We start from the raw sequence: 25,484 nt of genomic DNA, 5'->3' as shown, positions 1-25,484 counted from the left end.
TTTCAGGCGGGAATCCGGTCCGTCTGGCTGGAAGGCGCCGGGACCAAAGCGGGGCTACCGTCGACGTTGCCTGCGTACAGCCAGTCGTTGTACTGGAAGTCGTTGTCCTTGCGGCTCTTGAACAGCAGGTTCCGCAGTACCCGGGCCACTCCGGACACGTGCCAGGATTCTCCCCAGATCCGTGCCGTGCGCTGGACCCGGGCGGTTCGGGCGGCCCGGACCGAGTTGAAGGAGCGAATGGCCTCGTCCCACGCATCCGGGTTGACGCCGTCGGCGGTGAAGACCGTACCGTTGCTGACGTCCTGCAGCACCGCCGCATCTTCGAGGGCTTGGCAGGCGCCCTGGGCGAGGTACTGGAGCATGGGGTGCGCTGCGTCGCCCATCAGGACCATGCGTCCGGCAACCCAGTTTTCTATCGGTTCGCGATCGTACATGGGCCAGCGGATGCCCGTGCCGAGGTTGGCGAGCGCTGCTTGCACGGCGGGGACGCAGTCCTTGTAGGCGGCCTGGAGTTCGTCCACTCCCCCGTACTGTTCTTCACCGCGCTCAAACGACGGCGATTTGAAGACGGCCACGGTATTGAGCAGTTCGCCCTTGCGCAGGGGGTACTGCACCAGGTGGCAGTCCGGACCGAGGTAGACAACCACATCCTCCAGGTCCGTGGCGGGGGTTTCCGCGGTGATGGGCACCGTGCCGCGGTAGGCAACGTAGGCGGAGGAAACGGGCTGGTCTGCTGCTACGAGCGGCCGCAGCGTCGACTTGAGACCATCGGCCCCGATCACCACGTCTGCTTCATAGTCCACACCAGCCGCGGTGTGGACAACACCGCGTCCGTTTACGGTTTCAACGCTGTCCACCATGACATCGTTGACCAGCTTCACGCCCGCCGCTTCACATCCTTCGAGGAGCACGCGGTGAAGGTCGCTTCGGTGGATCACCACGTATGGGGCGCCGTAGCGCTCCTCAAACTCGCCTTTCAGGCTCTGGCGCGTTAGTTCCTCGCCCGTGACTGCGTCGCGGAACACCAGGTGCTTGGGCTGGACTCCGATCTCCAGCGCCTTCTCCAGCAAACCCCAGCGTTTCAGGACGCGGGAGGCATTGGGGGCCATCTGCAAGCCCGCGCCTACCTCACCGAACTCCGGCGCCCGTTCCACGAGCGTGACGTTGGCACCGTTTTCACGCAGGGCCAGTGCTCCGGCCAGCCCGGCCATACCCCCTCCCACAACCAGGACATCGGTGGACGTGGTGTTTTCAGACATTGCTTGCTCCTTGGGAGATTTTGGTTTTGATGGTGAATCTGACGGCGGCCAACAGGACCGCTGCAATGGCGGCGGCACCGGCGAACGCGAGGAAGTTGGAGTTGACGCCGAGACCGGCGGCAAGCAGGAGGCCACCCACCTGCGGCGCAACGACTGCGCCAATGCGCCCGGTGCCGAGCGCCCAGCCAAGTGCTGTCCCCCGCAAGTGGTCCGGATAGTGGCTCGCCACCGCAGCGATAATGAGGCACTGCGTGCCATGGGTTCCGACGCCGGCAAGCACCAAAGCGAGGTACACCACCGTGACCGGCGGCCCGGCCAACAGGACCGAAAGCCCGACGGCGGCTACTGCGGCTGCCGCTATCGCCGTCGGAATCGGACCAAAGCGTGTGCCCGCCCAAGCTGTGATGACCGAGCCGGCGACTGCGCCGAGGTTCAGCGCGAGGGCGAAGGTCAGCGCCGACCCCAGGTTGTAGCCAGCCAACTGCATGAGGTTGGGCAACCACGTACCCAACCCGTACCAGGCGAACAACGTGGCGATGGTAGCCAAGGCGAAGAGCATGCTGACACCCAGATAGGGTGCGCGGAGCAGGGAGCCGAAACCGGCGGGCTCTTGGAAGTCCTTGCCGCCGGATCCTGTGGATACGAGCGTCTCCGGAAGGTACCTCAGCCCGAGCGGCACCACGATCACCAAGGCCACCACAGCCACGAGGAACATGGACTGCCACCCGAAGGCAGGAATCATGGGAATGCCCACCAACGCAGCGATGGATCCACCGATCGGGACGCCGGACATCATCAGTGTGGCAATGGTGGACCGCCACTTTGCCGGGACCAGTTCAGCCACCAACGCGTTGGCGGACGGGACCAGCCCGCCGAGACCGATGCCGGCGAGGAGTCGCAACGATCCGAAGACAGCCGCGTTGGGTGCCAAGGCGCAGAGGACGGTGAACACCGAGAAGGCGATCGCGCAGCCGAGGATGGTCTTGCGCCTGCCCCACGAATCGGCCATGCGGCCCGCGAAGATGGCGCCGATCATCATGCCGAGGAACGCCATGGAACCGATGGTCCCTGCTGTTGCCTTGGTGAGGCCCCAGCCGGTTTCGGAAATCAGGGAGGACTGCACGGTGCCGTAGACGATGAGGTCGTAGCCGTCGAAGACCACCAGCAGCCAGCAGACCAGCACGGCGAGTGCCGGGCCTTTGGAGAAGCGCGGGGCCATGCGGCCAAGGTCGGCAGTAGGCCGTTGCGACGCTGCAGCGGGAAGTGTGTGATTCATCCCACCACTGTCAGGTGAACAGCAACCGAAGCACCATAGAATTCTGTTGTGCAGAACAAGCCCGCCACCCAGTCCAGCCGGAAGCCCGTGCAGAAGCGGCCCACGTATTCCATTGAGGCGGTAGACAACGCCCTGCAACTCCTCCAGCTTCTCCGCGACGGCGGCGCGCTCCGCCTCAAGGACGCAGCAGCAGAGCTCGGGGTGGCTCCCTCAACTGCCCACCGGCTCCTTGCAATGCTCGTTTACCGGGGCTTCGCGGTGCAGGACGAGAACCGGCGCTATGTCCCGGGACCGGCAATGGGTGTCGGCCCCGCCGGCCTCAGCTGGACCAGGCTGCTGAGGGATTTGGCGCTGCCCCATATGGAACTGCTGTCCGCACGGCTCGATGAGACGGTCAACCTGATGGTCCGTGTGGGCACCAAGGTCCGCTTCCTCGCAACAGTGGAGGGGAGCAACGTCCTGCGTATCGGAGACCGTCAGGGGACGGTCATGCCGGCGGACAAGACCTCTGGCGGGAAAGCGATGCTCGCCGAACTGGAACCCGCGATGATCGAACAACTCTTCCGCAGCCAGAATGCCGAAATAGGCGGCGACACCATCCCGGACGCAGAGTATGCCGCCTTTATCCGCGAACTGGACAGCATCCGGAACAACGGTTTCGCGGCCAACTTCGAGGGCACGGAGGAAGGAGTCAGCGCCCTCGGCATGGCACTCCACAACCGGCACGGGCAGGTGGTTGGGGCACTAACCGTCGCCACGCCTGCCACCCGGTTCCGCAAAGTGTTCGACGCCGGTTTGGTCGCCTCCCTGCGGGAAACCTGCCGACAGCTGGAGATCGACATCGCAGCCAACCCGGCAGAACCCGGATAACAAATTCTGCAGAACAGAATATCCTCGGGATCACTGGCGGTAATCCGTAGGGTCGAACTACGCCAAAACTGTTCGACCCTATCGAGGAGGCCTACGTGTCCATCAGCGCCGAGAACACGACTCATGAATCTGTGGCCGCCAGCCACGCCCTGCCGGAGCCGACCCCCGAGGAACAGGCGCAGCTGGACCAGCTGTACAAGGACTTCAAGTCGGAGAACCTGATCCCGTTGTGGACGGAAATCGGTGACCTGATGCCGATGGTCCCAAACCCGAAGGCCGTCCCGCATGTGTGGCGTTGGAACGATCTGAACCCCCTCGCCGCGCGTGCCGGGGACCTGGTGCCCGTGGGCCGCGGCGGGGAACGCCGCGCGATTGCCCTCGCCAACCCGGGCCTGGCCGGCACGCCGTACGCGACGCCGACACTGTGGGCCGCGATCCAGTACCTGGGCGGCGGCGAGACCGCCCCGGAGCACCGGCATTCGCAGAACGCCTTCCGGTTCGTCGTCGAAGGTGAAGGCGTCTGGACGGTCGTAAATGGCGATCCTGTGGCGATGCGCCGCGGCGACTTCCTGCTGACCCCGGGCTGGAACTTCCACGGCCACCACAACGACACAGACCAGCCGATGGCATGGATCGACGGGCTGGACATTCCCTTCGTCCATTACGCGGACGCCGGGTTCTTCGAGTTCGGCACCGAACGCGTCACGGACGAATCCACGCCGGACATCTCGCGCTCTGAACGCCTCTGGGCCCACCCTGGCCTCCGTCCGCTCTCCGGCCTGGAGGACACCACCAACTCCCCCATCGCCGCATACCGCTGGGAACACACCGACGCAGCCCTCCGTGAGCAGTTGTTGTTGGAGGACGAGGGCCACCCGGCCACCGTCTCCCAGGGCCACGCCGCCATCCGGTACTCAAACCCCACCACCGGCGGGGACGTCATGCCCACCATCCGCGCCGAATTCCACCGCCTCCGCGCCGGCGCCACCACCGAGCCGCTCCGGGAGGTCGGTTCCAGTGTGTGGCAGGTCTTCGAAGGCACCGGCACCGTTGTCCTGAATGGCGAAACCAAACACCTGGCCAAGGGTGACCTGTTCGTGGTCCCGTCCTGGCAGGAATGGTCGCTTCACGCCGACGCTGTTTCACAAACTTCGTTTGACCTGTTCCGTTTCAGCGACGCCCCCATCTTCGAACGACTGAACTTCAACCGCAGCTACACCGAAGGACGCAAGTAATGAGACTCCTCACCCTCCGCACCGCTGAAGGAACCAAGGCTGTCCGCCAGGACGGCGACACCCTCACCGAGATTCCCGGCTTCGCCGACGTCGGCGCGTTGCTGGCCGACCCCGCATGGGAAACCATTGCGAAGGCGGCCAACGGCGCAACGCACGCGCTCGACGGCGCCGACCTCGCCGCCGTCGTGCCTGCACCAGGGAAGATCATCTGCGTGGGCCACAACTACCGCAACCACATCAAGGAAATGGGCAGGGAAATCCCCGAGTACCCCACCCTGTTCGCGAAGTACCAGGAATCCTTGATCGGCCCCAACGATGACCTGGCGTTGCCGCAGGAATCGGACACCGTGGACTGGGAAGCCGAGCTCGCGGTGATCATCGGCAAGAAGGGCCGGCGCATCACAGAGGCGGACGCAGCCGACCACATTGCCGGGTACGCGGTCCTGAACGACATCAGCATGCGCGATTACCAGTTCCGCACCATCCAGTGGCTCCAGGGCAAGACGTGGGAGAACTCCACCCCGTTCGGCCCTGCCCTTGTCACCAAGGACGAATTCACCGCCGGCCCGCTCATGACTTCCGCCGTGGATGGCGAGATCCAACAGAGCACTCCCACCGGCGACCTCGTGTTCACCCCCGAATTCCTGGTTTCCTACATCTCCACGATCATCACGCTGAACCCGGGCGACGTGATCGCCACCGGGACCCCCGGCGGCGTCGGGCACGCCCAGGACCCCAAGCGGTACCTGCAGGAAGGCCAGCTGCTGGTCACCACCATCGAGGGCCTGGGCCAGCTAAGCAACCGCGTGGTCAAGGAAGCCTGATGGTCGCCCGCCACGATCTCGCCACCGATCCGCGCCTGCAGGAAGAACTCCTGCAGGCGCGGCGGGGAACCGCCTTCTTTGCCCGGAAGCTCAATGAACTTGCCGACTCAGAGCTCGACGGCGCGTCGCTGCTGGCCGGCTGGTCCCGCCGCCACGTTGTAGCACATGTGGGCTACAACGCTCGTGCGATCGCCCGGCTCGTGGAATGGGCCGCCAGCAGTGTGGAAACACCGATGTATGCCTCGCCCGAGGCCCGCAACCAGGAAATAAACTTCGGTGCCACGCTTTCCCCGATCGCGTTGCGGAACCTCTTCGACCACTCCGCAGTGCACCTGACCGTCGAATGGCGCGACCTCCCGGACGCGAACTGGGCCCACGAAGTCCGCACCGCCCAAGGCCGCACCGTGCCAGCATCCGAAACAGTGTGGATGCGCACCCGCGAAGTGTGGGTCCACGCCGTGGACCTGGACAACGGCGCCACCTTCAACGACATCCCTACGTCGGTCCTCGAACGTCTACTCGGCGACATCACCGGTGCATGGGAAATCCGCGGCACCGACACCGGACTTCTCATCAAGGTCAACGACACTGCCGGGAACGGCACGAGCCTTACGTTCGGCGACACCACCGCTGGAGAGCCGACGATCATCACCGGCCCCCTTCCCGCCGTCGTCGAATGGGCCGCAGGCCGCGGCAACAGCGGCATCACAGCCGCCGGACCTGGCGCCCCAACGCAGGAAATGCCGGCCGCGCCGGCATGGATCTAGCTACAACGCAGCGGGTGGAGTTGGCGGCGCCGTAGTCGAGCGGATCACCAGGCGGGGATTCACGATCTGGTCCTCGTTGCCTGCTTCACTTTCCAACTGCTGGAGTAGCGCGGACATGCAACGGCGGCCGAGTTCTTCAAAGTCCTGCTTGATGGTAGTCAGCGGAGGCAGGAAGAACGCAGCTTCAGGTTGATCGTCATAACCCACCACACTGATGTCTTCAGGGACCCGCAACCCGGCTTCCTGGAGGGCGCGAAGGACTCCCACAGCCATTTGGTCGTTCGCAATAAAGACAGCAGTGACAGTTGGCTGATCCTCGAGCTTGCGCTGTTCGATGAGCGCCAGGCCTGCTTCATATCCCGAGGCGGCATCCCATCCCCCTTGGAGAAGAACGTGCGCCTCCAAGCCCGCATTGCCGAGTGCCTCCTGCCATCCCTTGATGCGCTCAGCCGCGTCAATCCAGTGCGTCGGACCGGAAATGTGTCCGATGTGGCGGTGTCCGAGCCCGATGAGATGTTCCACCGCCAACCGCGCTCCCAAACGCTGGTTCAGTGAAGCACCCATCAGTTCGTTCCCAGTTCCGGCGCCCACGGCCACCATGGGAAACGGGACGATGACGTCACGGAGGGCGGCCAGGACATCCGGATGGGGTACGAGGATGACCACGCCCTCCACTGACTCGTTGCGGAAATGGGCGATGGCGTCGTTGATGCTGTCGCCTGTTACTTCGCGGAGGTTGGCGATACTGACGAAGTAGCCCGCTTCCCGGCCCGCCTGTTCAACTCCCAGCAAAGTATTGGCAGGTCCGTACTGGCCGGTTTCGCAGGCAAGCACGCCTATGGTCCGGGACCGCCGCGTCACCAAGCTGCGTGCGGCCGTGTTGCGCCTGTATCCAAGGCTCGCGATAGCCGATTCCACGCGTTCCTTGGTTTTGCTGCTGACATTGGGGTGGTTGTTCAGGACGCGGGAAACAGTCTGGTGCGAGACCCCGGCCAACTTGGCTACATCCCCCATGACGGGTGGCCTGCTCGGTGTTGCCCCGGGAGACATCCGCACCTCACTTTATGGATTCGTATGGCGGGCTTGGACAGGATTGGCCCGCATCCGGCTCTTCACTCTGAGCAGGACAGCTCAGCTCGAGCAGGATGCAGGCCAATCCAGGGATTCTTGCTATTTGACGTCTACCCGCACAGGTTCAGTCTTGGCAGGTTTGGTAGCTTCGGTTGCCGGAGGCGTGGTCTTCCACTTGAAGCGGCGGCTGATTGATGATCCTCCACCAGCACCTGTCCGGTTCTTGTTGAAGATGTCGAAGCCGACTGCAAGGAGGAGAACCAGGCCCTTGATGAGCTGCTGGTAGTCGGTTCCCAGACCCAGGATGGACATACCGTTGTTCAGGACGCCCATGATGAGGCCACCGATCATTGCTCCCGCAACGGTACCGATGCCGCCTTGGACGGCCGCGCCACCGATGAAGGCGGCAGCAATGGAGTCCAGTTCAAAGCCGGTACCGCCAGCAGGCTGGGCAGAGTTCAGTCGGGCTGTGAACACCAAACCAGCCAACGCGGCGAGGACGCCCATGTTGACGAACAACCGGAAGGTTACCTTCTTGGTCTTGATGCCGGAGAGCTCTGCTGCATGCAGGTTGCCACCAATGGCGTAGGTGTGGCGCCCGAAGATGCTGTTGTTCATCAATGCCGAGTACAGGATCACCAGGACTGCCAGCACGATCAGCACGATCGGCGTTCCACGGTAGCTGGCCAGGAGGAAGGTGATGATCAGCATCAGCACAGCGATGAAGCCGTTCTTGACGGCAAACCATGCCATCGGCTCGTTCTCAAGGTTGAACTTGCGCCGGACACGGCGCTCCTTGATGGCTTGGAAGAGAATGGCTGCGGTGCCGCCGACGCCCAGGATGACGGTCAGCCATTCCAGTACGGAGGTGCCTCCGGAGATATCGGGGAGGAAACCTCCACCGAGCGCCCGCAACTCGTTGGGGAACGGGGTGATCTGCTGGTTCTTCAGGGTGATGAGCGTCAGGCCGCGGAAGATGAGCATGCCGGCCAGGGTGACGATGAAGGCTGGAATGCCCACATAGGCAATCCAGTAGCCCTGCCAGGCACCCACCAAGGCACCTACCAGGAGGCAAGCCGGAATGGCCAGCCACCACGCCCAGCCCCAGTGCACGATCATCACGCCGGCCACAGCACCGATGAACCCGGCGATGGATCCGACGGAGAGGTCGATGTGGCCGGCGATGATGACCATCACCATGCCAATGGCGAGGATCAGGATGTAGCTGTTCTGGACCACCAGGTTGCTGACGTTCTGCGGTTCAAGCAGGATGCCGTTCGTCAGGACCTGGAAGAGGATAACGATCAGGATCAGGGCGACGAAGATGCCAACCTGGCGGAGGCGGCTTGTGAGGAAGCCAAGGGATTCTCGTAGGGCGGACATGTTGGCTATTCCTTCTCTTGAGTCATGAAGTGCATGAGGGTTTCCTGGGTGGCCTCGGCGATGGGGACCTCGCCGGTGATGTGCCCTGCGGACAGCGTGTAGATCCTGTCGCAAATGCCCAGGAGCTCAGGCAGCTCCGAGGAGATCACGATCACGGCTTTCCCGGCGGCTGCGAGTTCATTGATGATCGTGTAGATCTCGAACTTGGCGCCGACGTCGATGCCCCGGGTTGGTTCGTCCAGGATCAGCACGTCCGGATCCGAGAACATCCACTTGCTCAGCACCACTTTCTGCTGGTTACCGCCGGAGAGCTTGCCGGTGATGGCTGCCACGGACGGCGCCTTGATGTTCATGCTCTTGCGGTAATGGTTGGCGACGGTGGTCTCTTTGTTGCCATCAACCCAGCCACGTTTAGCCAGCTTGTTCAGCGCCGCCATGGAGATATTCCGCTTGATGTCCTCGATCAGGTTCAGGCCATAATGCTTGCGGTCCTCGGTGGCGTAGGCAATGCCATGATCGATCGCGTCGGAAACCGTGGAAGTGTTGATCTCTTCGCCGTACTTGTAGACCTTGCCCGAAACGGCGCGTCCGTACGTCCGGCCGAAAACGCTCATGGCCAACTCGGTGCGGCCCGCGCCCATAAGGCCTGCCAAGCCCACCACTTCGCCCTTGCGGACATTCAGGTTGGCGTTGTGCACCACGATGCGGCTGTGGTCCTGGGGATGCTGGACCGTCCAGTCTTCAATGCGGAGGACTTCCTCGCCGATATTCGGAGTCCGGTCCGGATAGAGGCTTTCAAGATCACGTCCCACCATGCCGCGGATGATGCGTTCCTGGGTGATCTGGCCCTGGTCCAGGCGCAGCGTCTCAATGGACTTGCCGTCACGGATAATGGTGACGGCGTCAGCCACCTTGCGGATCTCGTTGAGTTTGTGGCTGATGATGATGCTGGTGACGCCCTGGCCCTTGAGGTGCAGGATGAGGTCCAGCAGGTGGTCCGAGTCTTCATCGTTCAGTGCAGCGGTTGGCTCATCCAGGATGAGCAGCTTCACCTCCTTGGAGAGCGCCTTGGCAATCTCCACGAGCTGCTGCTTGCCAACACTGATGTGCTGGATGGGTGTGACAGGGTTTTCGCTCAGACCTACACGGGCAAGCAGCTTGGCGGCCTCGAGGTTGGTTTTCCGCCAATCCACCCAGCCGTTGTTTGCCAACTCGTTGCCGAGGTAAATGTTCTCAGCGATGGAAAGGTACGGGCTAAGAGCCAACTCCTGGTGGATGATCACGATCCCGCGCTTCTCACTGTCCGAGATACTGTTGAATTCGCAGGGTTCGTTCTCAAAAAGGATGTCGCCGTCAAAGGAGTTGTGCGGGTAGACCCCGGACAACACCTTCATCAGGGTGGATTTCCCGGCGCCGTTCTCTCCACAGATGGCGTGGACTTCGCCGCGGTTTACATCCAGGGTGACATCCTGAAGGGCCTTGACCCCGGGGAAGGTCTTGGTTATTCCTCGCATTTGAAGAATGGGTACGTTCATCGTCAATTCCCACTGACTGGTTGGAACTTGGCCTGGCCGGGGATTCGGCCGGCTCATGGTGGGTTGTGGCCCCGCCCCGCTTTAGCAGCGCTTGGCAGCGCTTGGCAGCGCTTCGGCAGCGGGACCACAACCCGAAGGAAGTGCTTACTTGACGTCGGATTCCTTGTAGTAGCCCGAGTCGATGAGTTCCTTCTTGTAGTTGTCCTTGGTGATGATGACGGACTTCAGGAGGAAGGCCGGAACAACCTTGACCTTGTTGTTGTAGGTCTTGGTGTCGTTCGTTTCCGGCTCGTTGCCCTTGAGCACGGCGTCAACCATCTTCACGGCCTGAGCTCCGAGCTGGCGGGTGTCCTTGAAGATCGTGGAGTACTGCTCGCCGGCGATGATGGACTTCACGGAGCCCTTTTCGGCGTCCTGGCCGGTAACTACCGGCAGCTTTCCGGTGGAGTAGCCACCCGTGCTGGTCAGGGCCGAGATGATGCCGATGGACAGGCCGTCATACGGGGAGAGCACACCGTCCAGCTTGGTGCCGGAGCTGTAAGCCGAGGTCAGGATGTCTTCCATGCGCTTCTGGGCAACGGGTGCCTGCCAGCGCAGGATGGCTGCCTGCTCGAACTTGGTCTGGCCGCTGGGAACCTTCAACGTGCCTGCATCCAGGTACGGCTTGAGGGTGTCCATGGCGCCAGTCCAGAAGAAGTTGGCGTTGTTGTCATCCGGGCTTCCGGCGAAGAGCTCCACGTTGAACGGGCCCTTGCCTTCAACCTTCTTGCCACTTGCGTCCACCAGGCCAAGGCCGGTGAGCAGTGACGTAGCCTGCTGGACACCTACGGTGTAGTTGTCGAAGGTGGTGTAGTAGTCAACGTTCGGTGTTCCGTTGATGAGGCGGTCGTAGGCGATGACCTTAACGTTCTGTTCCTTGGCCTTGGCCAGGACGTCGGTCAGCGTGGTGCCGTCAATTGCTGCGATGATCAGTGCCTTGGCGCCCTTGGTCAGCATGTTCTCGATCTGGGAGACCTGCGTAGGGATGTCATCGTTGGCGAACTGAAGGTCAGTCTTGTAACCAAGGTCCTTCAAGGATTTCTCAACGTTGGCGCCATCGGCAATCCAACGCTCGGACGTCTGGGTCGGCATCGAAATGCCTACCAGCGAATCGCTGGGCTTGGCGGTGCTGCTGGATTCTGCAGCTCCTCCGCGGCTCCCGCAGCCCGTGGCTCCCACGGTCAAGGTAAGGACAACCGCTACGGCGCCCAGGAGTTTCTTTAATCTCACGATGCTCTCCTTCCGCGGCAGCTTTGCCGCGAACTCTGATGCAGCCGGAGCATCTGCGCATCCGGCACGGTGAAGCTGGGTTGGCCTGTGTGCTGGGGGCGGCACATGCCACTTCAAGGTGATACGACTGCCATTGTGAACGCTAACAATACCGTCGGTCAAGTGGATTGGATCACAATTTGGTTATAACGCTACTCGGCAGTAATCCCTGCGGGAAATTCTTGACTTGAATCGTTGTTAGCGTTCACAATTGGCCCGCGTTCGTGTTCCCTGGGAAAGGAAGAGCCCGGCACCGCCTTGTGGGCAGTGCCGGGCTTCCAGTGCTCCACCGTGATGACGTGGAGGAGCACGTCCCCGCCGAAAGTGGGGAGCTAGAGCCGGGTGTCGAACGAATCGCAGAAGACGTTCTCGTTGAACGTCCCCTGGAACTCGGACTTACCTTGGATTTTCAGGATGGTGGCACGGATGGCCTCGCGCGTTCCTGCGTGAGCGTGAATGGCGGTCTTGACCATGGGTACATCGATCAGATGGTTCGGCTGGTTCAGGGAAACAAAGACAGTGGGAACTTCGGTGGCGTACCAAGGAATTTCAGCAGCCATGGGCGAGGACCACTTGATCCGTATTGCCGCTTCCTGCGCGAAGCCCTTGACGTTGGCAAACACGAATGCGGCGTCGTACTTCTCCGCGTAGTCGCCCGTTGCTTCCTCGGCGAGCACCCTCATGAAGTTCATGCCGGGCTCCCCCGCAGCTTCACGCTGCTCCGCTGTTTTGAAGACATGCACTTCAAAACCCGCGGATTCCAGTTCCTCCTTGACCGTGTCCAAATAAGCCAGCGGATCTGCGCGGGTAAAGTCCGCCCCGCCCGAAATGCCATAGAGCCGGATGCGTTTGTGCGTCCCGGGCGTGATGGGCAGGTTCCGGACTGTGTCCTTGACAAGCGTGACGGTCTTGTCCGCAACGTCTGCGGCAATTGCACGGTGCGCGTCGCTGCCGATGACGGCCAATGCTTCTGCGGACGGCACCAGCCTTTCGCGCTCAATCCGGTGCAATCCCAGTGTTGCCTTCAACCCCAGGATCCTGCGCAACGCATCGTGGAGACGGGCCTCCGTGATGACACCGGATTTGTAGCCGTCCACCATGTATTGGAAGTCCTCGTCGGGATTGCGGAAGAAGAGGAACATGTCGCAGCCGGCCGCGATGGTGGCAGGCACCAAATCGCGCCGCTTCATTGCCTGCGTCAAGCCGACCATGAGCGAAGCGTCCGTGAGCACCAGCCCGTTGAAGCCGAGCTCGCCTCGCAGCAGGTCCTGCAACAGTTCAGGAGCGAGTGTCGCCGGCAACACCTCGGAGTCCGACAGCCCGGGACGGAAATGTCTGGAGACCTCGGGAGCACCGATGTGCCCTACCATGATCGACTGCACGCCGTGCCCGATCATTTCGCGGTACACGTGCCCGTACGTCTTGTTCCACTGGTCATAGTCGAGCGTGTTGTAAGACGTGACCACATGCTGGTCGCGTTCATCAATACCGTCGCCCGGGAAATGCTTCACGGCGCAAACAGTTTGTGACTCGCTGATTCCGTCGAAGTACGCCTTGGCACGCTCCACCACAATCTCCGGCGTATTGCCGAACGCCCGGGTGGAGATGACCGTGTTCCGCCAGTTGTAGTGGATGTCCACGATCGGCGCGAACGCCCAGTTACAGCCCAGCGCGGCCGTTTCGACGCCGGCAACCTGGCCCATTTGCCGGGCGATTGCCTTGTCCGGGTGTGAACCCGCCTGCAGGTGCGTGGCCACAAACGTGCCGTCGTCGCAACTGCCCGCTCCGCCCATCTCCGGGTTGGAAGCGATGAGCAGCGGGATGCGGGTTTTGGACTGCGCGTAACGGATGTGTTCCTGGACGGCCGCCGAGGGACCCGGCCGGTAGCGCATGCCGCCCACATGGAATTTCTCCAGCACACCATCGAGGTACTCCGGGGAGTAATCGTTGTTGTGGTTGATGAACAGTTGCCCGATCTTCTCCTCGAGGGTCATTGAGCCGATGGTGTTCTCCACCCATGCGACAGCTTCGTCATCAAGATGGAAGGGAGCAGCTTTGAGGTCCACCAGGAATGGCCTGGACGGCGCTTCAGCAGGTCCACTCAAAGCCAGGGTCACTTCATCCACGATCTCCTCCACGGATAAGGCGATATCCAGGACTATTCCGGCTTCGTCGTCCTGCAAGGGCTCCAAAGTAGCTAATTGTGAATCAAGGAGCGAGGCTGGCATGAAGTGGCCGGGTCGGGCGTTCATGCGTTCATTCAGCAACTCTCGCGTGCCGTACAGGTGCACGAAAACCACGGATGGATCGCCGCTGCGGATGATGTCCCGGTAGGAGCGCTTGAGGGCGCTGCACGCGATCACCAGAGCAGCGCCCGACGCCGTGAAGCGCCTGCCGATTTCGGCCAACCAGGGTGCCCGGTCGTCGTCGTTCAGCGGAGTACCCGAGGCCATCTTGTCGATGTTTGATTGCGGGTGCAGCGAATCGCCGTCGAGAAATTCAGCGCCGAGGCGTTCAGCGAGGTCGGCGCCCACGGTGCTTTTGCCGCAGCCGGCCACGCCCATCACCACGATGTGGTGCCGGGCGTCGCCTGCCGAAGGAACCGGCTTACCAGTCATGGACCGTGCCGTCCACGAGGCGGTTGTACGGCAGGTATGCCTGCTGGTACGGGAACGCAGCGGCCGCTTCCTCGTTGAACTCGACGCCGATGCCGGGCTCGTCCCCGGGGTGCAGGTAACCGTCCTTGAAGGTCATGGACTGCTGGAAGACTTCGTTGGTCTTGTCCGAGTGCTGCATGTATTCCTGGATGCCGTAGTTGTGGATGGCCAGGCCAACGTGCAACTGGGCGGCGAAGCCCACCGGGGAGATGTCCGTGGGGCCGTGGAAGCCGGACTTGATCTGGTACTGGGCGGCGAAGTCCATGACCTTCTTCAGCGGGGAGATACCGCCAAAGTGTGTGGAGGCCGCACGGACGTAGTCGATCAACTGTTCCTTGATGAGGGTCTGGTAGTCCCACACGGTATTGAAGATTTCGCCGATGGCCAGCGGCGTTGTGGTGTGCTGGCGGACCAGGCGCAGGCCTTCCTGGTTCTCGGCCGGTGTGCAGTCCTCCAACCAGAACAGGTCGTACGGTTCCAGTGCCTTGCCAAGCTTGGCCGCCTGGATGGGTGTCATGCGGTGGTGGCCATCGTGGAGCAACGGAATTTCCGGGCCGAACTCATTCCGGACGGCTTCGAATACCGTGGGCAAGTGGCGCAGGTACGCGCGGGTGTCCCAATCCTCCTCCAACGGGAAGTTTCCGCGGCCTGCGGGCTCGTAGTCGTACCGCTCGCCAGACGCCTGGGCTTGGGCGGCAACCCCGTACACAGCCTTGATGCCCGGGACCGCGGTCTGAATTCGGATGGACTTGTACCCGAGTTCCAGGTGCTCGCGCACCGAGTCGAAAAGCGAGGGAATGTCCGAGCCGGAAGCATGGCCGTAGGCGCGCAGCCCGTTCCGGGACGCGCCACCCAGCAACTGGTAGACCGGCATGCCGGCCACCTTGCCCTTGATGTCCCACAACGCCATGTCCACCGCAGCAATCGCGGCCATGGTCACCGGGCCCCGGCGCCAGTAGGAGCTGCGGTACAGGAACTGCCACGTGTCCTCGATCCGGTGCGGATCCTTCCCGATCAACAGCTGCGCAACATGCTCCTTGAGATAAGCGGCGACGGCGAGTTCCCGGCCGTTCAGCGTGGCATCACCAATACCCGTCACACCATCCTCGGTGGTGATACGCAGGGTGACGAAGTTCCGGGAGGGGCTGGTCACGAAGACTTCAGCGGCAATGATTTTCACAGCTTTTCCTTTCGGGATTGGGCTGGGTTGAAGGGTTCCTTCTCGCCTCAATGCGATATTCACCACAAATACTGAATACGAGTCTAGAATTGTTTGCCATATTTGGCAATCGGTTGCCAGTGCGACAACCGCGCGAGCCTCGGAAAAGGGAAGCCTAGGCTGCAGTTCCTGTCCCGGCACGGTGAGTGGCCCAAACCGAGGTCAGCTCCTGGATCAGCTCCACGACTCCTGGCTCATCGGCAAGGTCTGGATCCAAAAGCCGCAGCAACGCCGCAACCCGGGCACGTCCGGAGAGTTCATTGGCAGCCGCAATGCCTGAAGCCCTGGGATCCTGAAGCCCAGGATTCACCGCGATGTAGGCAGACCACACCGCGATCATTCTCGCCGCAGCAGTGCCGCTTCGCCCCGCGGCGCGCTCCGCACGGAGAACCGGCAGTGCACGCATCCGGAGCTTGGTGCTGCCATCCATGGCAATCTGGGCCAGATGATGTGCGATCCGGGAGTTTCCAAAACGTTCAAGCAATGCAGTCCGGTATTCAGGGATACGGAGTTCCCGCCCGGGAAGGTGCCTGGCGGCTTCGTCCCAGAATTCCTCTACCACTTCGCGGCATACCGCATCGCCCAGGGCCTGGGCCACTGTGGTGTGGCCGCGCAACTGCCCTGCGTAAGCCAGGATGGAATGCGCGCCGTTGAGGAGCCAAAGTTTGCGGTTTTCGTAGGGTTCGATGTCATCCACGAAGACCGCTCCAGCGTCTTCCCAACGTGGACGCCCGAGGGGGAAATGGCCGCTCAGCACCCAGTTGCGGAAAGGTTCAGTGACCACCGGGGCTTCGTCCCGGTACCCGCACTGCTTACCGACCAGGGCAACATCGTCAGCCGTAGTGCGGGGCGTGATGCGGTCCACCGATGTGCTGACAAAGCTGACGTTGTTGTCGATCCAGGCGGCGAGTCCGGGGTCCAAGCCCAGGGCGATTTCCGCTACGCCCGCACGGGCCACGTTTCCATTGTCAGAGAGGTTGTCGCAGGAAACCACAGCGAGGGGTCCGGCGTCGGTCTCCCTGCGGGCGGCGAGGCCAAGGACCAAGCGGCCCAACGGCGTCGTGGGTTGCTCCCCCGCGACCAACCGCGGCAGGTCATCCGCGCCGTGTGCGTAGGCGGCCTCCGTGATGGTCAGTGTTATCACCGCTGTTTGCGGTGCTGAGACCAGTTCAACCAATCGTTCAATGTTGGCGCCGTCGATGGCTTCTACAACGCTGCCTACAACCTCAAAGGAATCCCCTGCATCGGATCGTTCCACCAACGTAAAGAGACCGTCCTGGGCCGCAAGGACCTTGGCGGCATCCGGACGACGCCCCGTGAACGAGGCGATGCCCCAGTCCCCTGCGTCGCCGGCATGCTGTGTGTACCAGGCCTGGTGCGAACGGTGAAAGGCCCCGAGTCCCAGGTGCACAATGCGCACGGGAGCCTTTTCAACAGCTTTGACCTCACGGTTCAATCGCCTGAGCCCATCGACGCTCATAGTTTGAACACCCTGCGTGGCGAGGAATCGACGACGTCGAGAATCAGCTCGTGGGCGCGGGCTTCAGTCACGCGGTGCTCGGCTACAAGGCGCGCAAGGAAGGATGCTTCAATCCTGCGTGAGGCGTCATGCCTTGCCGGGATTGAACAGAACGCGCGGGTGTCATCGATGAAGCCCGAGGACCGCGAGAAACCTGCGGTTTCCGTTACTGCGGAGCGGAAGCGCAACATGGCATCCGGAGCATCGAGGAACCACCACGGCGCACCGATGAAAACAGACGGATAGAAACCGGCCAACGGCGCGAGTTCACGGGAAAAAACGGTCTCATCGAGGGTGAAGAGCACCAAGTGGAAATCCTTGGCCGTGCCAAAGTCCTGCAGCAACGGACGGATCGCCTCGGTGTAGTTCACCGCGAACGGAATATCGTGGCCGGTGTCCGCACCAAAGGACTCGAACGTGGGGCCATGGTGATTCCGGTACGAGCCAGGGTGGATGGTCATCACCAATCCGTCGGCCACTGACATGCGTGCCATCTGGTACATCATGTGGGCCTCGAACGCGTCACGATCCTCGGCTGTAGCCTTGCCAGCACGGGCAAGTTCAAAGAGTGCTTCAGCTTCTGCGGTTTGCAGTTTGAGCGTGGCAGGCGTGCGCACGCCGTGATCCGCCGAAACTGCGCCATGCTCAACAAAGTAGCGACGGCGGTTTTCCAGGGCCGCGATGTAGCCTGCATAGCCCGTTGCGCCGTCGGCGGCAGTTTCGATCAGACGATCAACGTTGGCCTTCCAGCTGGGATGCGCCACGTTCAGATAAGCATCCGGTCGGAACGTTGGAAGCACCCGGCCGTTGAAGCTGGGGTCATTGGTGAGGGCCTTGTGGCTGGCAAGGTTGTCCAGAGGATCATCCGTGGTGGCCAGGACCTCAATGTTGAAGTCCTTGAAGAGCTGGCGAGGACGGAAGTCCGGCTCTACCAGCTTGGCCGCGATCGCGTCATAGCTGGCGTCAGCCGGCATCTCACTGAGGTCTGCGCCGAGTTTGAACACTTCGTGGAATTGGGTGCGCAGCCAGTACCCGGAGGCAGTGCCCTCGAACAGCGGCCAAGCCTGGACGAACTGCCTCCAAATCTCCCGCGAATCAGGCGCGGACGCTGTACCTGTGAGCAACTGATCCATCGGAACACCGTTGGCGTGGATCAGGCGGGTGACGTAGTGGTCCGGGCTGACCAGGAGCGCTGCAGGGTCAGGGAAGGGCGTGTTCTGTTCAAGGACAGCGGCGTCAACGTGGCCGTGCGGAGAAATGATGGGCAGGTCCTGGACGCGCTCCAGCAAGGAGCGCGCGATGCTGCGCGTGCCGGGATCTGCGGGCAGGAGCCTGTCAGGGTGTGCTGCGATGGACTGTGACATAGGTCAATCTTGCGGTTCACCTTGCCATCTTGTCAACCGGTTGCCAAAAATTGCCAACTCGTTGCAACAATCATTTGCCTAAACACTGGGGACTAGCTCAGCAGCCTTCCACTGGAGCCCCGCACAACGAGCTCGGTCTCCACGCTCACAGCTTCGCTGGGGGCATCGTGGCCTTGCAACATGTCCAACAGGATGGTCACGGCACGCGTGCCGCATTCCCCCAAGGGTGAACGCACGGTGGTCAGTGCGGGGGTGGTGAAGTCTGCGCCGAAAATGTCATCGAAGCCAACGATGCTGATTTGGTCCGGAACGCGCATGCCGCCAGCCTGCAATTCCTGCATCAAACCGATGGCCAGGAGGTCGTTGTAGGTGATGACGGCCGTAGCTCCGCTTTCCAGGACGTCGCGCGCAACTTGCCTGCCGCCGTCGACCGTTGGTTTGGAAGATTCCAAACGGACGGCGCGCAGCTTGGACCACTCGCAGGCAGCTTTGACGCCCTCCCAGCGGCGGCCCGTCATCCAGGACTGGGCAGGCCCGGCGACGTAGGCAAGATTGGTGTGCCCATTGGCTGCCAAGCTGCGCACGGCCTCGCTGATGCCCTTGTTCACATCCGGAACGACGCACGGGACGCCGTCGATCTTGCGGTTAATGACCACCACAGGCTTGTCCGCTGAAAGGGCCCGGATGTGGTCGTCGTCCATGCGGGGACTCGCCAGGATCAGTCCGTCGACCGTGCTCAACAGACGGCGCGCCGCAGTGACTTCGGTCTCTGGCGACTCAGCGGATTCCGCCAGGACCAGCGTGTAATCGCGGGCCGATCCGGTGGTTTCGGCACCGCGGATGATGTCGAAAAAGGTGGGATTGGTAATGTCCGCGACAATCAAACCGATGGTCTGCGTGCGGCCAGTGGGAAGCGCGCGGGCGAACGGGTTCACCTGGTAGTTCAGCTGCGCAGCCGCGTCCTCGATAATTTTCTGCGTCTTGGCACTGACCCTGCCCGGCTTGCTGAGGGCACGCGACACCGTCGACGGGTTCACGCCCGCGAGCTTGGCGATGTCGTAGATCGTGGCGGAGGACTTTTCCCCCCGGCCACGCTTAGTGGGTGCAGTTGCTGCTCCGGTGCTCGTCACGTCAGTCACCGCTTCATCCTAGACCGCTTGGCAACAAAAACGGCCGGTTGCCATCGAGGAATGCCAAAAACCCAGTGGGATGTGAGAGAGGAACGGTAAAAACCCAGTGGGATGTGAGAGAGGAACGCTAAAAAGCCAGTGGGATGTGAGAGAGAAACGTCAAAAACCCAGTGGGATGTGAGAGAGGAACGGTCTGTCCGGATACTCCCTCACATCCCGGCGAGCCTCTACCGGCGCTCTACCGCGCTCTAGCGGCGCTCGGGGAACTTGCCCTCTTCCGCGATGCGCTTGTTGAGCTCCTGCAGGAATTCATCCTCGTCAAAGTCCAGCGAAACTTCCTTCCCGGTCCAGCTGGAGAGGTGGATGGCATTGGCCAGGCGGACGCCGTTGATACCGTCCGAGCCCGGAGCAAGCAGAGGAGTCCCGTCAAGGATGTTGGCCGCAAAGTTCTCCAGGACACCGGCGTGCTGGCCGCCCCACGCAGACTCGAACTCGATGACCTCGCTGCTGTACAACTCGTCGCGGTTCAACTGGCCCATAAAGAGCTTGCGGACGCCCTCCGTATCCATCGAATCACTGATTTCCCGCTCCGGCTTGACCAGCCGGGTGACTGTGGCCACCTTGCTGTCCTCCACCACGATCTTGCCCTGGTCACCGAGGATTTCGAATCTGTCGGTTCCCACGATGTCGTGGGTGGCCGTCACGAAAACGCCCGTGGCGCCGTCGCCATAGTCCACTACTGCGGTGACTTCATCCTCGACTGCGATATCGCGGCGGAAGCCGTACGCCACCTTGGAGTAGACAGACTGGGGGACGCCACAGATCCACTGCCAGAGGTCCAGCTGGTGCGGTGCCTGGTTGACCAGAACGCCACCACCTTCGCCTCCCCAAGTAGCCCGCCACTCGCTGGAGTTGTAGTAACCCTGCGGCCGCCACCAGTTGGTGATGATCCAGTTGGAGCGGCGGATCTTGCCGATCTCGCCGTCATCGACGATTTGCTTGAGCTTCTTGTAGAGCGGGTTGTTGCGCTGGTTGAACATGATGCCGAAGGAGAGCTCAGGCTTGGAAGCGGCGAACTCGTTCAGTTCCTTGACCTGCCTGGTGTAGACCCCGGCTGGCTTCTCCACCAGCGCGTGAATGTCGCGCTTGAGTGATTCGATGCCCATCTCGGGGTGCAGGAAGTGCGGCACGCAGGTGATGACAGCATCAACGGCACCGCTTTCCAGCAGCGCAATGTAGTCCTCATAGAACGGGACATCCGGGTACTGGGAGGCCGCAAGTTCCTTCTTGGCAGGATCGACATCGCAAATGGCGCCGATCTCCATGTTCGGGACCAGGCCGTCCGTAATGAACTTGGCGTAGGCGCCACCTTGCTGGCCCAGGCCGATGATGCCGAGGCGTACTTTCTTGCTCATGAATGCAATCTCCTGTGTTGAAATCTAGAAAAGGTCAGCGTGGCCCATGGCCACCAGGTTGTCGTACGAGGTCTGGAGTGCGTCCCAGACGGTCCGGCCGTACAGTTCGTCCTGCTCCACAAGCAGATATTGGGCACCAGCGGCCAGGGCGGCAGGAATGATGGATGGGAAGTCCAGGTTGCCTTCGCCCACTTCAGCGAACTGCACCACATTCCGGAACTCCGCCATGAATCCGGGAAAGTCGCCCTTCTCCAGGAGCCCGAAGGACGATTCCGGCATCTGACCGATCCTGTAGTCCTTGAGGTGCACCATGGCAGTCTTGCCGGCGTACTTTTGGAGGGTGCGGACCGGGTCCAGGCCTCCGCGCTGCACCCAGTGGACGTCAATCTCCATGCCCATGGCCGGGGAGTTCCCGGCGATGATGTCCAGCATGTACCTGCCATCAAACTTGGCGAATTCGATGTGGTGGTTGTGGTAGTACAGGCCGATGCCGTGCTCCTGCAGCCGCTCTGCGTAGCCATTGGCCTGCTTGGCGAATTCCACCACCGAATCCAGGGATTTCATCGCTCCGAACGGAAGCATGCCGATGCGCAGCAGCGAGGTATCCAGACGCTTGGCATCGTCCACGATCTTGTCGAAGTTCTCTGCCAGTGACTCCACCGGCATGCCCTTGCGGCCTTCAATGTTGACTGAAAGCGCGGCGATATCCATACCCAGCTCCGTGCGGGACCGATCCAGCTCGCCCACATTCTCCGGAGTCATCGGGATCTGGGAAATCTCGACGGCGTTATAGCCGATCGCACTGACCTTGCGGAGCGTTTCGAATGCTCCGACGTCAGCAAAACTGTCCTTCAGCATCATGGCTTGGACGCCTATTGTGGCCACTTTTTCCTCCGGGGTTTCCGGGCCCTTCCGGACCCTGGATGTGTCATGGGATGCCGGGCTGTTCAGGCCACGGCACCTTGCTGTTCGATTTGGCTAAGTTGGTTTGCGAGCAGCCGGTGGCGGTCTGCCCGGCGCTGTTCCTGGCGGTCAGGATCCGGCACGGGCGAGGCGAGCAACAGTCGCTGGGTGTAGGGGTGTTCAGGATCGCGGGTGACCACCTCGGCGGGGCCTTGCTCCACGATTTCACCGTGGTACATGACGGCCACGCGGTGGCTGATGTGCCGCACGACGTCGAGGTCGTGGGACACGAACAGGTACGAAACCCCGGTGTCCCTTTGGATCTGCAGGAAGAGGTCCAGCACCCGGGCCTGGGTGGAGAGGTCCAATGCGCTGACCGGTTCGTCGCAGACAATGAGTTTGGGTGACAGTGCCAACGCCCGCGCAATTGCAACACGCTGGCGCTGGCCGCCGCTGAACTCACGCGGTAGCCGGTGGATCGCGTCCGAGGGCAGGCCCACCTGGTCCAGCAGTTCCTTGACGCGCTTCTTGGCCGCTGCAGGTTCCATGCCCTGAACGCCCAGCGGTTCAGCCAGGATGTCTCCAATTTCCAGCGCCGGGTTCAGCGAAGTGTAGGGGTCCTGGAACACCACCTGAAGGTCCCGGCTCAGCGTCCGGCGTTCCTTGCGCGAGGCGTTGCTGATGTCGTTGCCTTCGAAAATCACCTTTCCGGACGTGACGGGTGCGAGGCCCAGAACAGCCCTGCCCAAGGTGGTCTTGCCCGATCCGGACTCCCCCACCAGGCCAAGGGTCTCGCCTTGGCCAATGCTGATGTTGATGTCCGTAAGGGCCCGGAAGGGCTTGGCCCTGAACCGCTTGCTGGGGTACTCCACCACGAGGTTGTCCACGGATAGTAGCGGGGAGCTTTGTACGGGGCTCATGCGACGGGCTCCTTGTCCTGTGATACAAGCATCGTCATGGGGGTCTTTCCTTCGAGCATGGATCCAAGAAGGGTCTGGGTGTATGGCTCTTTCGGGTTTCGGAGGATATCCCGGACGGTTCCCTCTTCAACAAGCCGCCCGTTCTGCATGACAACAACACGGTCGCAGAGGTCGGCGACAACGCCGAAGTTGTGGGTCACAAGGATCACACCGATGTTCAGACGCTGCTGCAATTCGCGGAGCAGGTCCAGCACATCCGCCTGGACGGTGACGTCCAGCGCCGTGGTGGGTTCGTCAGCGATGACCAGGTCCGGTTCGCAGCTGATGGCACCGGCGATGAGCACGCGCTGGGCCATGCCACCGGAAACCTCGTGCGGGTAAGCGTTGAAGGTCAATTCCGGGTTGGCAATGCCGACGTCGGTGAGCAGTTTGAGCGCACGCTGGCGGGCTTCTGACTTCGAGATTCCCAAGACACGGACCATGGGGGTGACCAGCTGGTAGCCAATGGTGAAGGCCGGGTCCAGGTTGCTCATCGGTTCCTGCGGGATGTAGGAAATCCTCCTGCCGCGCAGCTTGGACAACCGCTCCTGGCTGACGCGGTCCTCGCCCGGGGCCACGGTGTAGCTGCCGTCGAACTGAATGGAGCCGCCCACAATCCTGGCGTTGTCCGGGAGCAGGCCCAGGATGGAGAACGCGGTCTGGGACTTGCCCGAACCCGATTCGCCCACAATGCCCAGGATCTCGCCGCGGTCCACGTGGAACGAGACGTCGTCCACCACCTTCTTGATGGAACCATCAGCCTGCGGATATCCGACGCCGAGGTTCGTCACCTTGACCAGGTGATGCTCAGTTCCGGCCTCGACGGCGGCCACGGATTTGCGTGACTGGCGCGCCTTGGCGGGTTCCGCCGTCGTGCGTTCTGCAGCGTTGCCTTCGGCTTTGGCGACCTTCTTCTTGCGGTGCTTGATCTTTTCGCCGTCTTCCAGGGCATCGCGGATAGCGTTGCCAAGCAGGACGAGTCCACCGATGGTGAGTGCCATGGCAAGTGCCGGCCAGAGAAGCAGGGTTGGCGTGAGATAGACGTTCTTGAATCCCTCCGAGAGCATGACGCCCCACGTTGCTTTGGTGGGATCACCAAGGCCCAGGAATTCAAGGCCGGACTGGATGGCGATGGCCACCCCCGCGATTGCTGCGGTCTGGATGATGATGGGTGCGCGGACCACGGAGAAGATATGGCGCGCGATGATGCTCAGGTCCGAAAGGCCGGAGACACGTGCGGCATCCACGTAGAGCTCGTTGCGGACCGACTGGACCGCGGTGCGTGTCAACCGGAAGTAGGACGGGCTGATGAGGACACCGAAGGCGATCATGGAAATCCACACGGATGGACCGAACGCCGCGCGGATGGTGAGCAGAACGATCAAGCCGGGCAGGCTCATGAGGATGCTGACCACCCAGTTGGAGACCGCTTCGAACTTGCCCGCGTAGTAGCCGGCGATCAGGCCTGCGGGAAGTCCTATGGCGATCGCCACGCCTGCGCACAGCAGGGCGGACAAGAGGGTGAGCTGGGCGCCGAAGAGCAGGCGGCTCCAGGTATCGCGGCCTGCACTGTCAGTCCCCAGGATGTTCACGGAGTCCGCCGGTGCCAAGGTCTTGGTGATGTTCGCGAAGTTCTCCTCAAACGGAGCCAAGACCGGGGCGAAAATAGCCAGCAACGCAATGCTTCCCAGGATGACCAGCGAGGCGATACCCAGGGGGTTCCTGAGGAGGCGGCGCATCATTCCGGAACGCACCACGGTACCGCTTTGTCCATCGGGGGCCTTCGCTGCCACACCCATGGAGTCGGGACTTGCGGAAATTGCCGCTGAATCTACGGAATCGCTCATGACACACGTACTTTCGGGTTGAGCCAACCATTGAGAATGTCCACCAGGAGGTTCACCACGATGACCACCACCACGGTGTACATCACCACTCCCATGACTACGGGAAGATCGGACTGGCCTGTTGCGGTAACTGCGAGGGGACCCATTCCTGGAAGGGCGAAGATCTGCTCGATGATCACCACGCCTCCCAGCATGCCGATCAGTTGCAGGCTCAATACTGTGAGGCCTGCCGGAGCGGCGCTGCGGAGCACGTGCTTGAACAGGATTTCACGCTCGCCAATGCCACGGCTGCGCAAAGTCCGGACGTAGTCACGCTCGAGCTGCTTGATCACGGCACTGCGGATTTGCTGTGCCCCGCCGGTCACTCCATTGATGAGCAGGGCGATGACCGGAAGGGTCATGGAGTACACCCAGGCCTCGGGTCCCACCTCGGGAGAGATAGTGCTGGTAGCCGGGAAGAGGCCCAGCTGGATGGCAAGGATAGTCACAAGGAACACGCCGATCACGTATCCGGGGATGGAGTCGCCGATGATGGCGCCAACCTGGACTGCCCTGTCAACCCAGCCGCGCTTTACCGCTGCAGCAACGCCGATCAGGGCTGCGCAGATGGCGATCAGGATCATTGCGGCGAAAACCATGGTCATGGTTACCGGGATCCGGGTGGCCAGGGAGTTGGCCACCGGCTCCGAGGTGAACCAGGAGGCTCCAAGGTTTCCGCTCAAGGCATCGCCCAACCAGGCGAAATAGCGCGTTGCAAGTGGCTGGTCGAGACCGAGCTCCTGTTCCTTCATGGCCACCTGTTCAGGTGTGGCTTGGTCACCCAGGATATTTTGGGCGATGCTTCCGCTGGAGGTGTACAGCAGGATGAAGGTGAGCGCCGAGACTACGAACAACACCACCAGACCGCTGCCCAGCCTTTTCGCAATGAACTTGATCATGGGTT

20 protein-coding genes are annotated in these 25,484 nt (G+C 61.9%); 4 read left to right on the top strand and 16 right to left on the bottom strand.

Annotation, left to right across the window (positions count from 1 at the left end):
• Positions 1-2: 2 nt before the first annotated feature.
• Both AC6I99_RS02575 and AC6I99_RS02570 read right to left on the bottom strand, forming a co-directional pair.
• Positions 3-1,259, bottom strand: coding sequence for an FAD-dependent oxidoreductase (locus AC6I99_RS02575; RefSeq protein WP_497946796.1), 1,257 nt, complete (start codon positions 1,257-1,259; stop codon positions 3-5).
• A complete protein-coding gene (locus AC6I99_RS02570) occupies positions 1,252-2,535 on the bottom strand; it encodes an MFS transporter (protein ID WP_224094010.1) in 1,284 nt (427 codons plus the stop codon). The genes AC6I99_RS02575 and AC6I99_RS02570 overlap by 8 nt, the downstream gene beginning before the upstream one ends.
• Before the next feature lie 48 nt (positions 2,536-2,583).
• On the opposite strand from AC6I99_RS02570, the gene AC6I99_RS02565 reads away from it, so the two are divergent.
• The 4 genes from AC6I99_RS02565 (at position 2,584) to AC6I99_RS02550 (ending at position 6,231) form a co-directional block, all read left to right on the top strand.
• A complete protein-coding gene (locus tag AC6I99_RS02565; protein WP_497946797.1) occupies positions 2,584-3,405 on the top strand; it encodes an IclR family transcriptional regulator in 822 nt (273 codons plus the stop codon).
• A gap of 95 nt (positions 3,406-3,500) precedes the next feature.
• Positions 3,501-4,640 carry a cupin domain-containing protein gene (locus AC6I99_RS02560; RefSeq protein ID WP_497960117.1) on the top strand — a complete coding sequence of 380 codons (1,140 nt, stop codon included), beginning with the start codon at positions 3,501-3,503 and terminating at the stop codon, positions 4,638-4,640.
• Positions 4,640-5,464 (top strand): fumarylacetoacetate hydrolase family protein, encoded by an 825-nt coding sequence (locus tag AC6I99_RS02555; protein ID WP_309929597.1) that lies wholly within the window; start codon positions 4,640-4,642, stop codon positions 5,462-5,464. Before AC6I99_RS02560 ends, AC6I99_RS02555 begins: the two co-directional genes overlap by 1 nt.
• Positions 5,464-6,231 (top strand): maleylpyruvate isomerase family mycothiol-dependent enzyme, encoded by a 768-nt coding sequence (locus AC6I99_RS02550; RefSeq protein WP_497946800.1) that lies wholly within the window; start codon positions 5,464-5,466, stop codon positions 6,229-6,231. Before AC6I99_RS02555 ends, AC6I99_RS02550 begins: the two co-directional genes overlap by 1 nt.
• Here the strand turns inward: AC6I99_RS02550 and AC6I99_RS02545 are convergent, their stop codons facing one another.
• From AC6I99_RS02545 to AC6I99_RS02480, 14 genes are all read right to left on the bottom strand, one after another.
• Positions 6,232-7,245 carry a LacI family DNA-binding transcriptional regulator gene (locus AC6I99_RS02545; RefSeq protein WP_497946801.1) on the bottom strand — a complete coding sequence of 338 codons (1,014 nt, stop codon included), beginning with the start codon at positions 7,243-7,245 and terminating at the stop codon, positions 6,232-6,234.
• Between the two features lie 156 nt (positions 7,246-7,401).
• Positions 7,402-8,685, bottom strand: coding sequence for a multiple monosaccharide ABC transporter permease (mmsB, locus tag AC6I99_RS02540; RefSeq protein WP_497946802.1), 1,284 nt, complete (start codon positions 8,683-8,685; stop codon positions 7,402-7,404).
• 5 nt (positions 8,686-8,690) lie between these two features.
• The gene (gene mmsA, locus AC6I99_RS02535; RefSeq protein ID WP_223935636.1) at positions 8,691-10,220 is read right to left on the bottom strand and encodes a multiple monosaccharide ABC transporter ATP-binding protein; all 1,530 of its coding nucleotides are present in this window, start codon (positions 10,218-10,220) and stop codon (positions 8,691-8,693) included.
• A 144-nt stretch (positions 10,221-10,364) separates the two neighbouring features.
• Positions 10,365-11,489 (bottom strand): multiple monosaccharide ABC transporter substrate-binding protein, encoded by a 1,125-nt coding sequence (chvE, locus tag AC6I99_RS02530; RefSeq protein WP_224166225.1) that lies wholly within the window; start codon positions 11,487-11,489, stop codon positions 10,365-10,367.
• A 371-nt stretch (positions 11,490-11,860) separates the two neighbouring features.
• A complete protein-coding gene (locus AC6I99_RS02525; RefSeq protein ID WP_497946803.1) occupies positions 11,861-14,146 on the bottom strand; it encodes a gluconokinase, GntK/IdnK-type in 2,286 nt (761 codons plus the stop codon).
• Positions 14,136-15,365 carry a D-mannonate dehydratase ManD gene (manD, locus tag AC6I99_RS02520; protein ID WP_224093992.1) on the bottom strand — a complete coding sequence of 410 codons (1,230 nt, stop codon included), beginning with the start codon at positions 15,363-15,365 and terminating at the stop codon, positions 14,136-14,138. The genes AC6I99_RS02525 and manD overlap by 11 nt, the downstream gene beginning before the upstream one ends.
• Positions 15,366-15,519: 154 nt before the next feature.
• Complete coding sequence (locus AC6I99_RS02515; RefSeq protein WP_497946804.1) at positions 15,520-16,884, bottom strand: mannitol dehydrogenase family protein; 1,365 nt, start codon at positions 16,882-16,884, stop codon at positions 15,520-15,522.
• Positions 16,881-18,287 carry a glucuronate isomerase gene (uxaC, locus tag AC6I99_RS02510; protein WP_497946805.1) on the bottom strand — a complete coding sequence of 469 codons (1,407 nt, stop codon included), beginning with the start codon at positions 18,285-18,287 and terminating at the stop codon, positions 16,881-16,883. Before uxaC ends, AC6I99_RS02515 begins: the two co-directional genes overlap by 4 nt.
• 92 nt (positions 18,288-18,379) lie before the next feature.
• Positions 18,380-19,426, bottom strand: a complete 1,047-nt coding sequence (locus tag AC6I99_RS02505; protein ID WP_497946806.1) for a LacI family DNA-binding transcriptional regulator — start codon at positions 19,424-19,426, stop codon at positions 18,380-18,382.
• Positions 19,427-19,665: 239 nt separating this feature from the next.
• On the bottom strand, positions 19,666-20,832 hold the full coding sequence (locus AC6I99_RS02500; RefSeq protein WP_497946807.1) for a Gfo/Idh/MocA family protein: 1,167 nt from the start codon (positions 20,830-20,832) through the stop codon (positions 19,666-19,668).
• A gap of 24 nt (positions 20,833-20,856) precedes the next feature.
• Complete coding sequence (locus AC6I99_RS02495) at positions 20,857-21,717, bottom strand: sugar phosphate isomerase/epimerase family protein (RefSeq protein ID WP_497946808.1); 861 nt, start codon at positions 21,715-21,717, stop codon at positions 20,857-20,859.
• A 62-nt stretch (positions 21,718-21,779) separates the two neighbouring features.
• Complete coding sequence (locus AC6I99_RS02490; RefSeq protein WP_497946809.1) at positions 21,780-22,655, bottom strand: ATP-binding cassette domain-containing protein; 876 nt, start codon at positions 22,653-22,655, stop codon at positions 21,780-21,782.
• Complete coding sequence (locus AC6I99_RS02485; protein WP_497946810.1) at positions 22,652-24,541, bottom strand: dipeptide/oligopeptide/nickel ABC transporter permease/ATP-binding protein; 1,890 nt, start codon at positions 24,539-24,541, stop codon at positions 22,652-22,654. Before AC6I99_RS02485 ends, AC6I99_RS02490 begins: the two co-directional genes overlap by 4 nt.
• Positions 24,538-25,479: an ABC transporter permease gene (locus tag AC6I99_RS02480; protein ID WP_224093987.1), complete on the bottom strand. Its 942-nt coding sequence runs from the start codon at positions 25,477-25,479 to the stop codon at positions 24,538-24,540. Before AC6I99_RS02480 ends, AC6I99_RS02485 begins: the two co-directional genes overlap by 4 nt.
• Between the last annotated feature and the right edge of the window lie 5 nt (positions 25,480-25,484).

This window comes from Arthrobacter sp. TmtSoilC77, assembly GCF_059739415.1.
Note: the sequence above shows the minus strand (reverse complement) of the source record. Positions and strands in the feature narration are given on the sequence as shown.

Coding starts and splice junctions, on each gene's coding strand:
- AC6I99_RS02575 (WP_497946796.1), bottom strand. CDS start 1,259: ATGTCTGAAAACACCACGTCCACCGATGTCCTGGTTGTGGGAGGGGGT.
- AC6I99_RS02570 (WP_224094010.1), bottom strand. CDS start 2,535: ATGAATCACACACTTCCCGCTGCAGCGTCGCAACGGCCTACTGCCGAC.
- AC6I99_RS02555 (WP_309929597.1), top strand. CDS start 4,640: ATGAGACTCCTCACCCTCCGCACCGCTGAAGGAACCAAGGCTGTCCGC.
- AC6I99_RS02550 (WP_497946800.1), top strand. CDS start 5,464: ATGGTCGCCCGCCACGATCTCGCCACCGATCCGCGCCTGCAGGAAGAA.
- AC6I99_RS02545 (WP_497946801.1), bottom strand. CDS start 7,245: ATGGGGGATGTAGCCAAGTTGGCCGGGGTCTCGCACCAGACTGTTTCC.
- mmsB (WP_497946802.1), bottom strand. CDS start 8,685: ATGTCCGCCCTACGAGAATCCCTTGGCTTCCTCACAAGCCGCCTCCGC.
- mmsA (WP_223935636.1), bottom strand. CDS start 10,220: ATGAACGTACCCATTCTTCAAATGCGAGGAATAACCAAGACCTTCCCC.
- AC6I99_RS02525 (WP_497946803.1), bottom strand. CDS start 14,146: ATGACTGGTAAGCCGGTTCCTTCGGCAGGCGACGCCCGGCACCACATC.
- AC6I99_RS02515 (WP_497946804.1), bottom strand. CDS start 16,884: ATGAGCGTCGATGGGCTCAGGCGATTGAACCGTGAGGTCAAAGCTGTT.
- uxaC (WP_497946805.1), bottom strand. CDS start 18,287: ATGTCACAGTCCATCGCAGCACACCCTGACAGGCTCCTGCCCGCAGAT.
- AC6I99_RS02500 (WP_497946807.1), bottom strand. CDS start 20,832: ATGAGCAAGAAAGTACGCCTCGGCATCATCGGCCTGGGCCAGCAAGGT.
- AC6I99_RS02490 (WP_497946809.1), bottom strand. CDS start 22,655: ATGAGCCCCGTACAAAGCTCCCCGCTACTATCCGTGGACAACCTCGTG.
- AC6I99_RS02485 (WP_497946810.1), bottom strand. CDS start 24,541: ATGAGCGATTCCGTAGATTCAGCGGCAATTTCCGCAAGTCCCGACTCC.
- AC6I99_RS02480 (WP_224093987.1), bottom strand. CDS start 25,479: ATGATCAAGTTCATTGCGAAAAGGCTGGGCAGCGGTCTGGTGGTGTTG.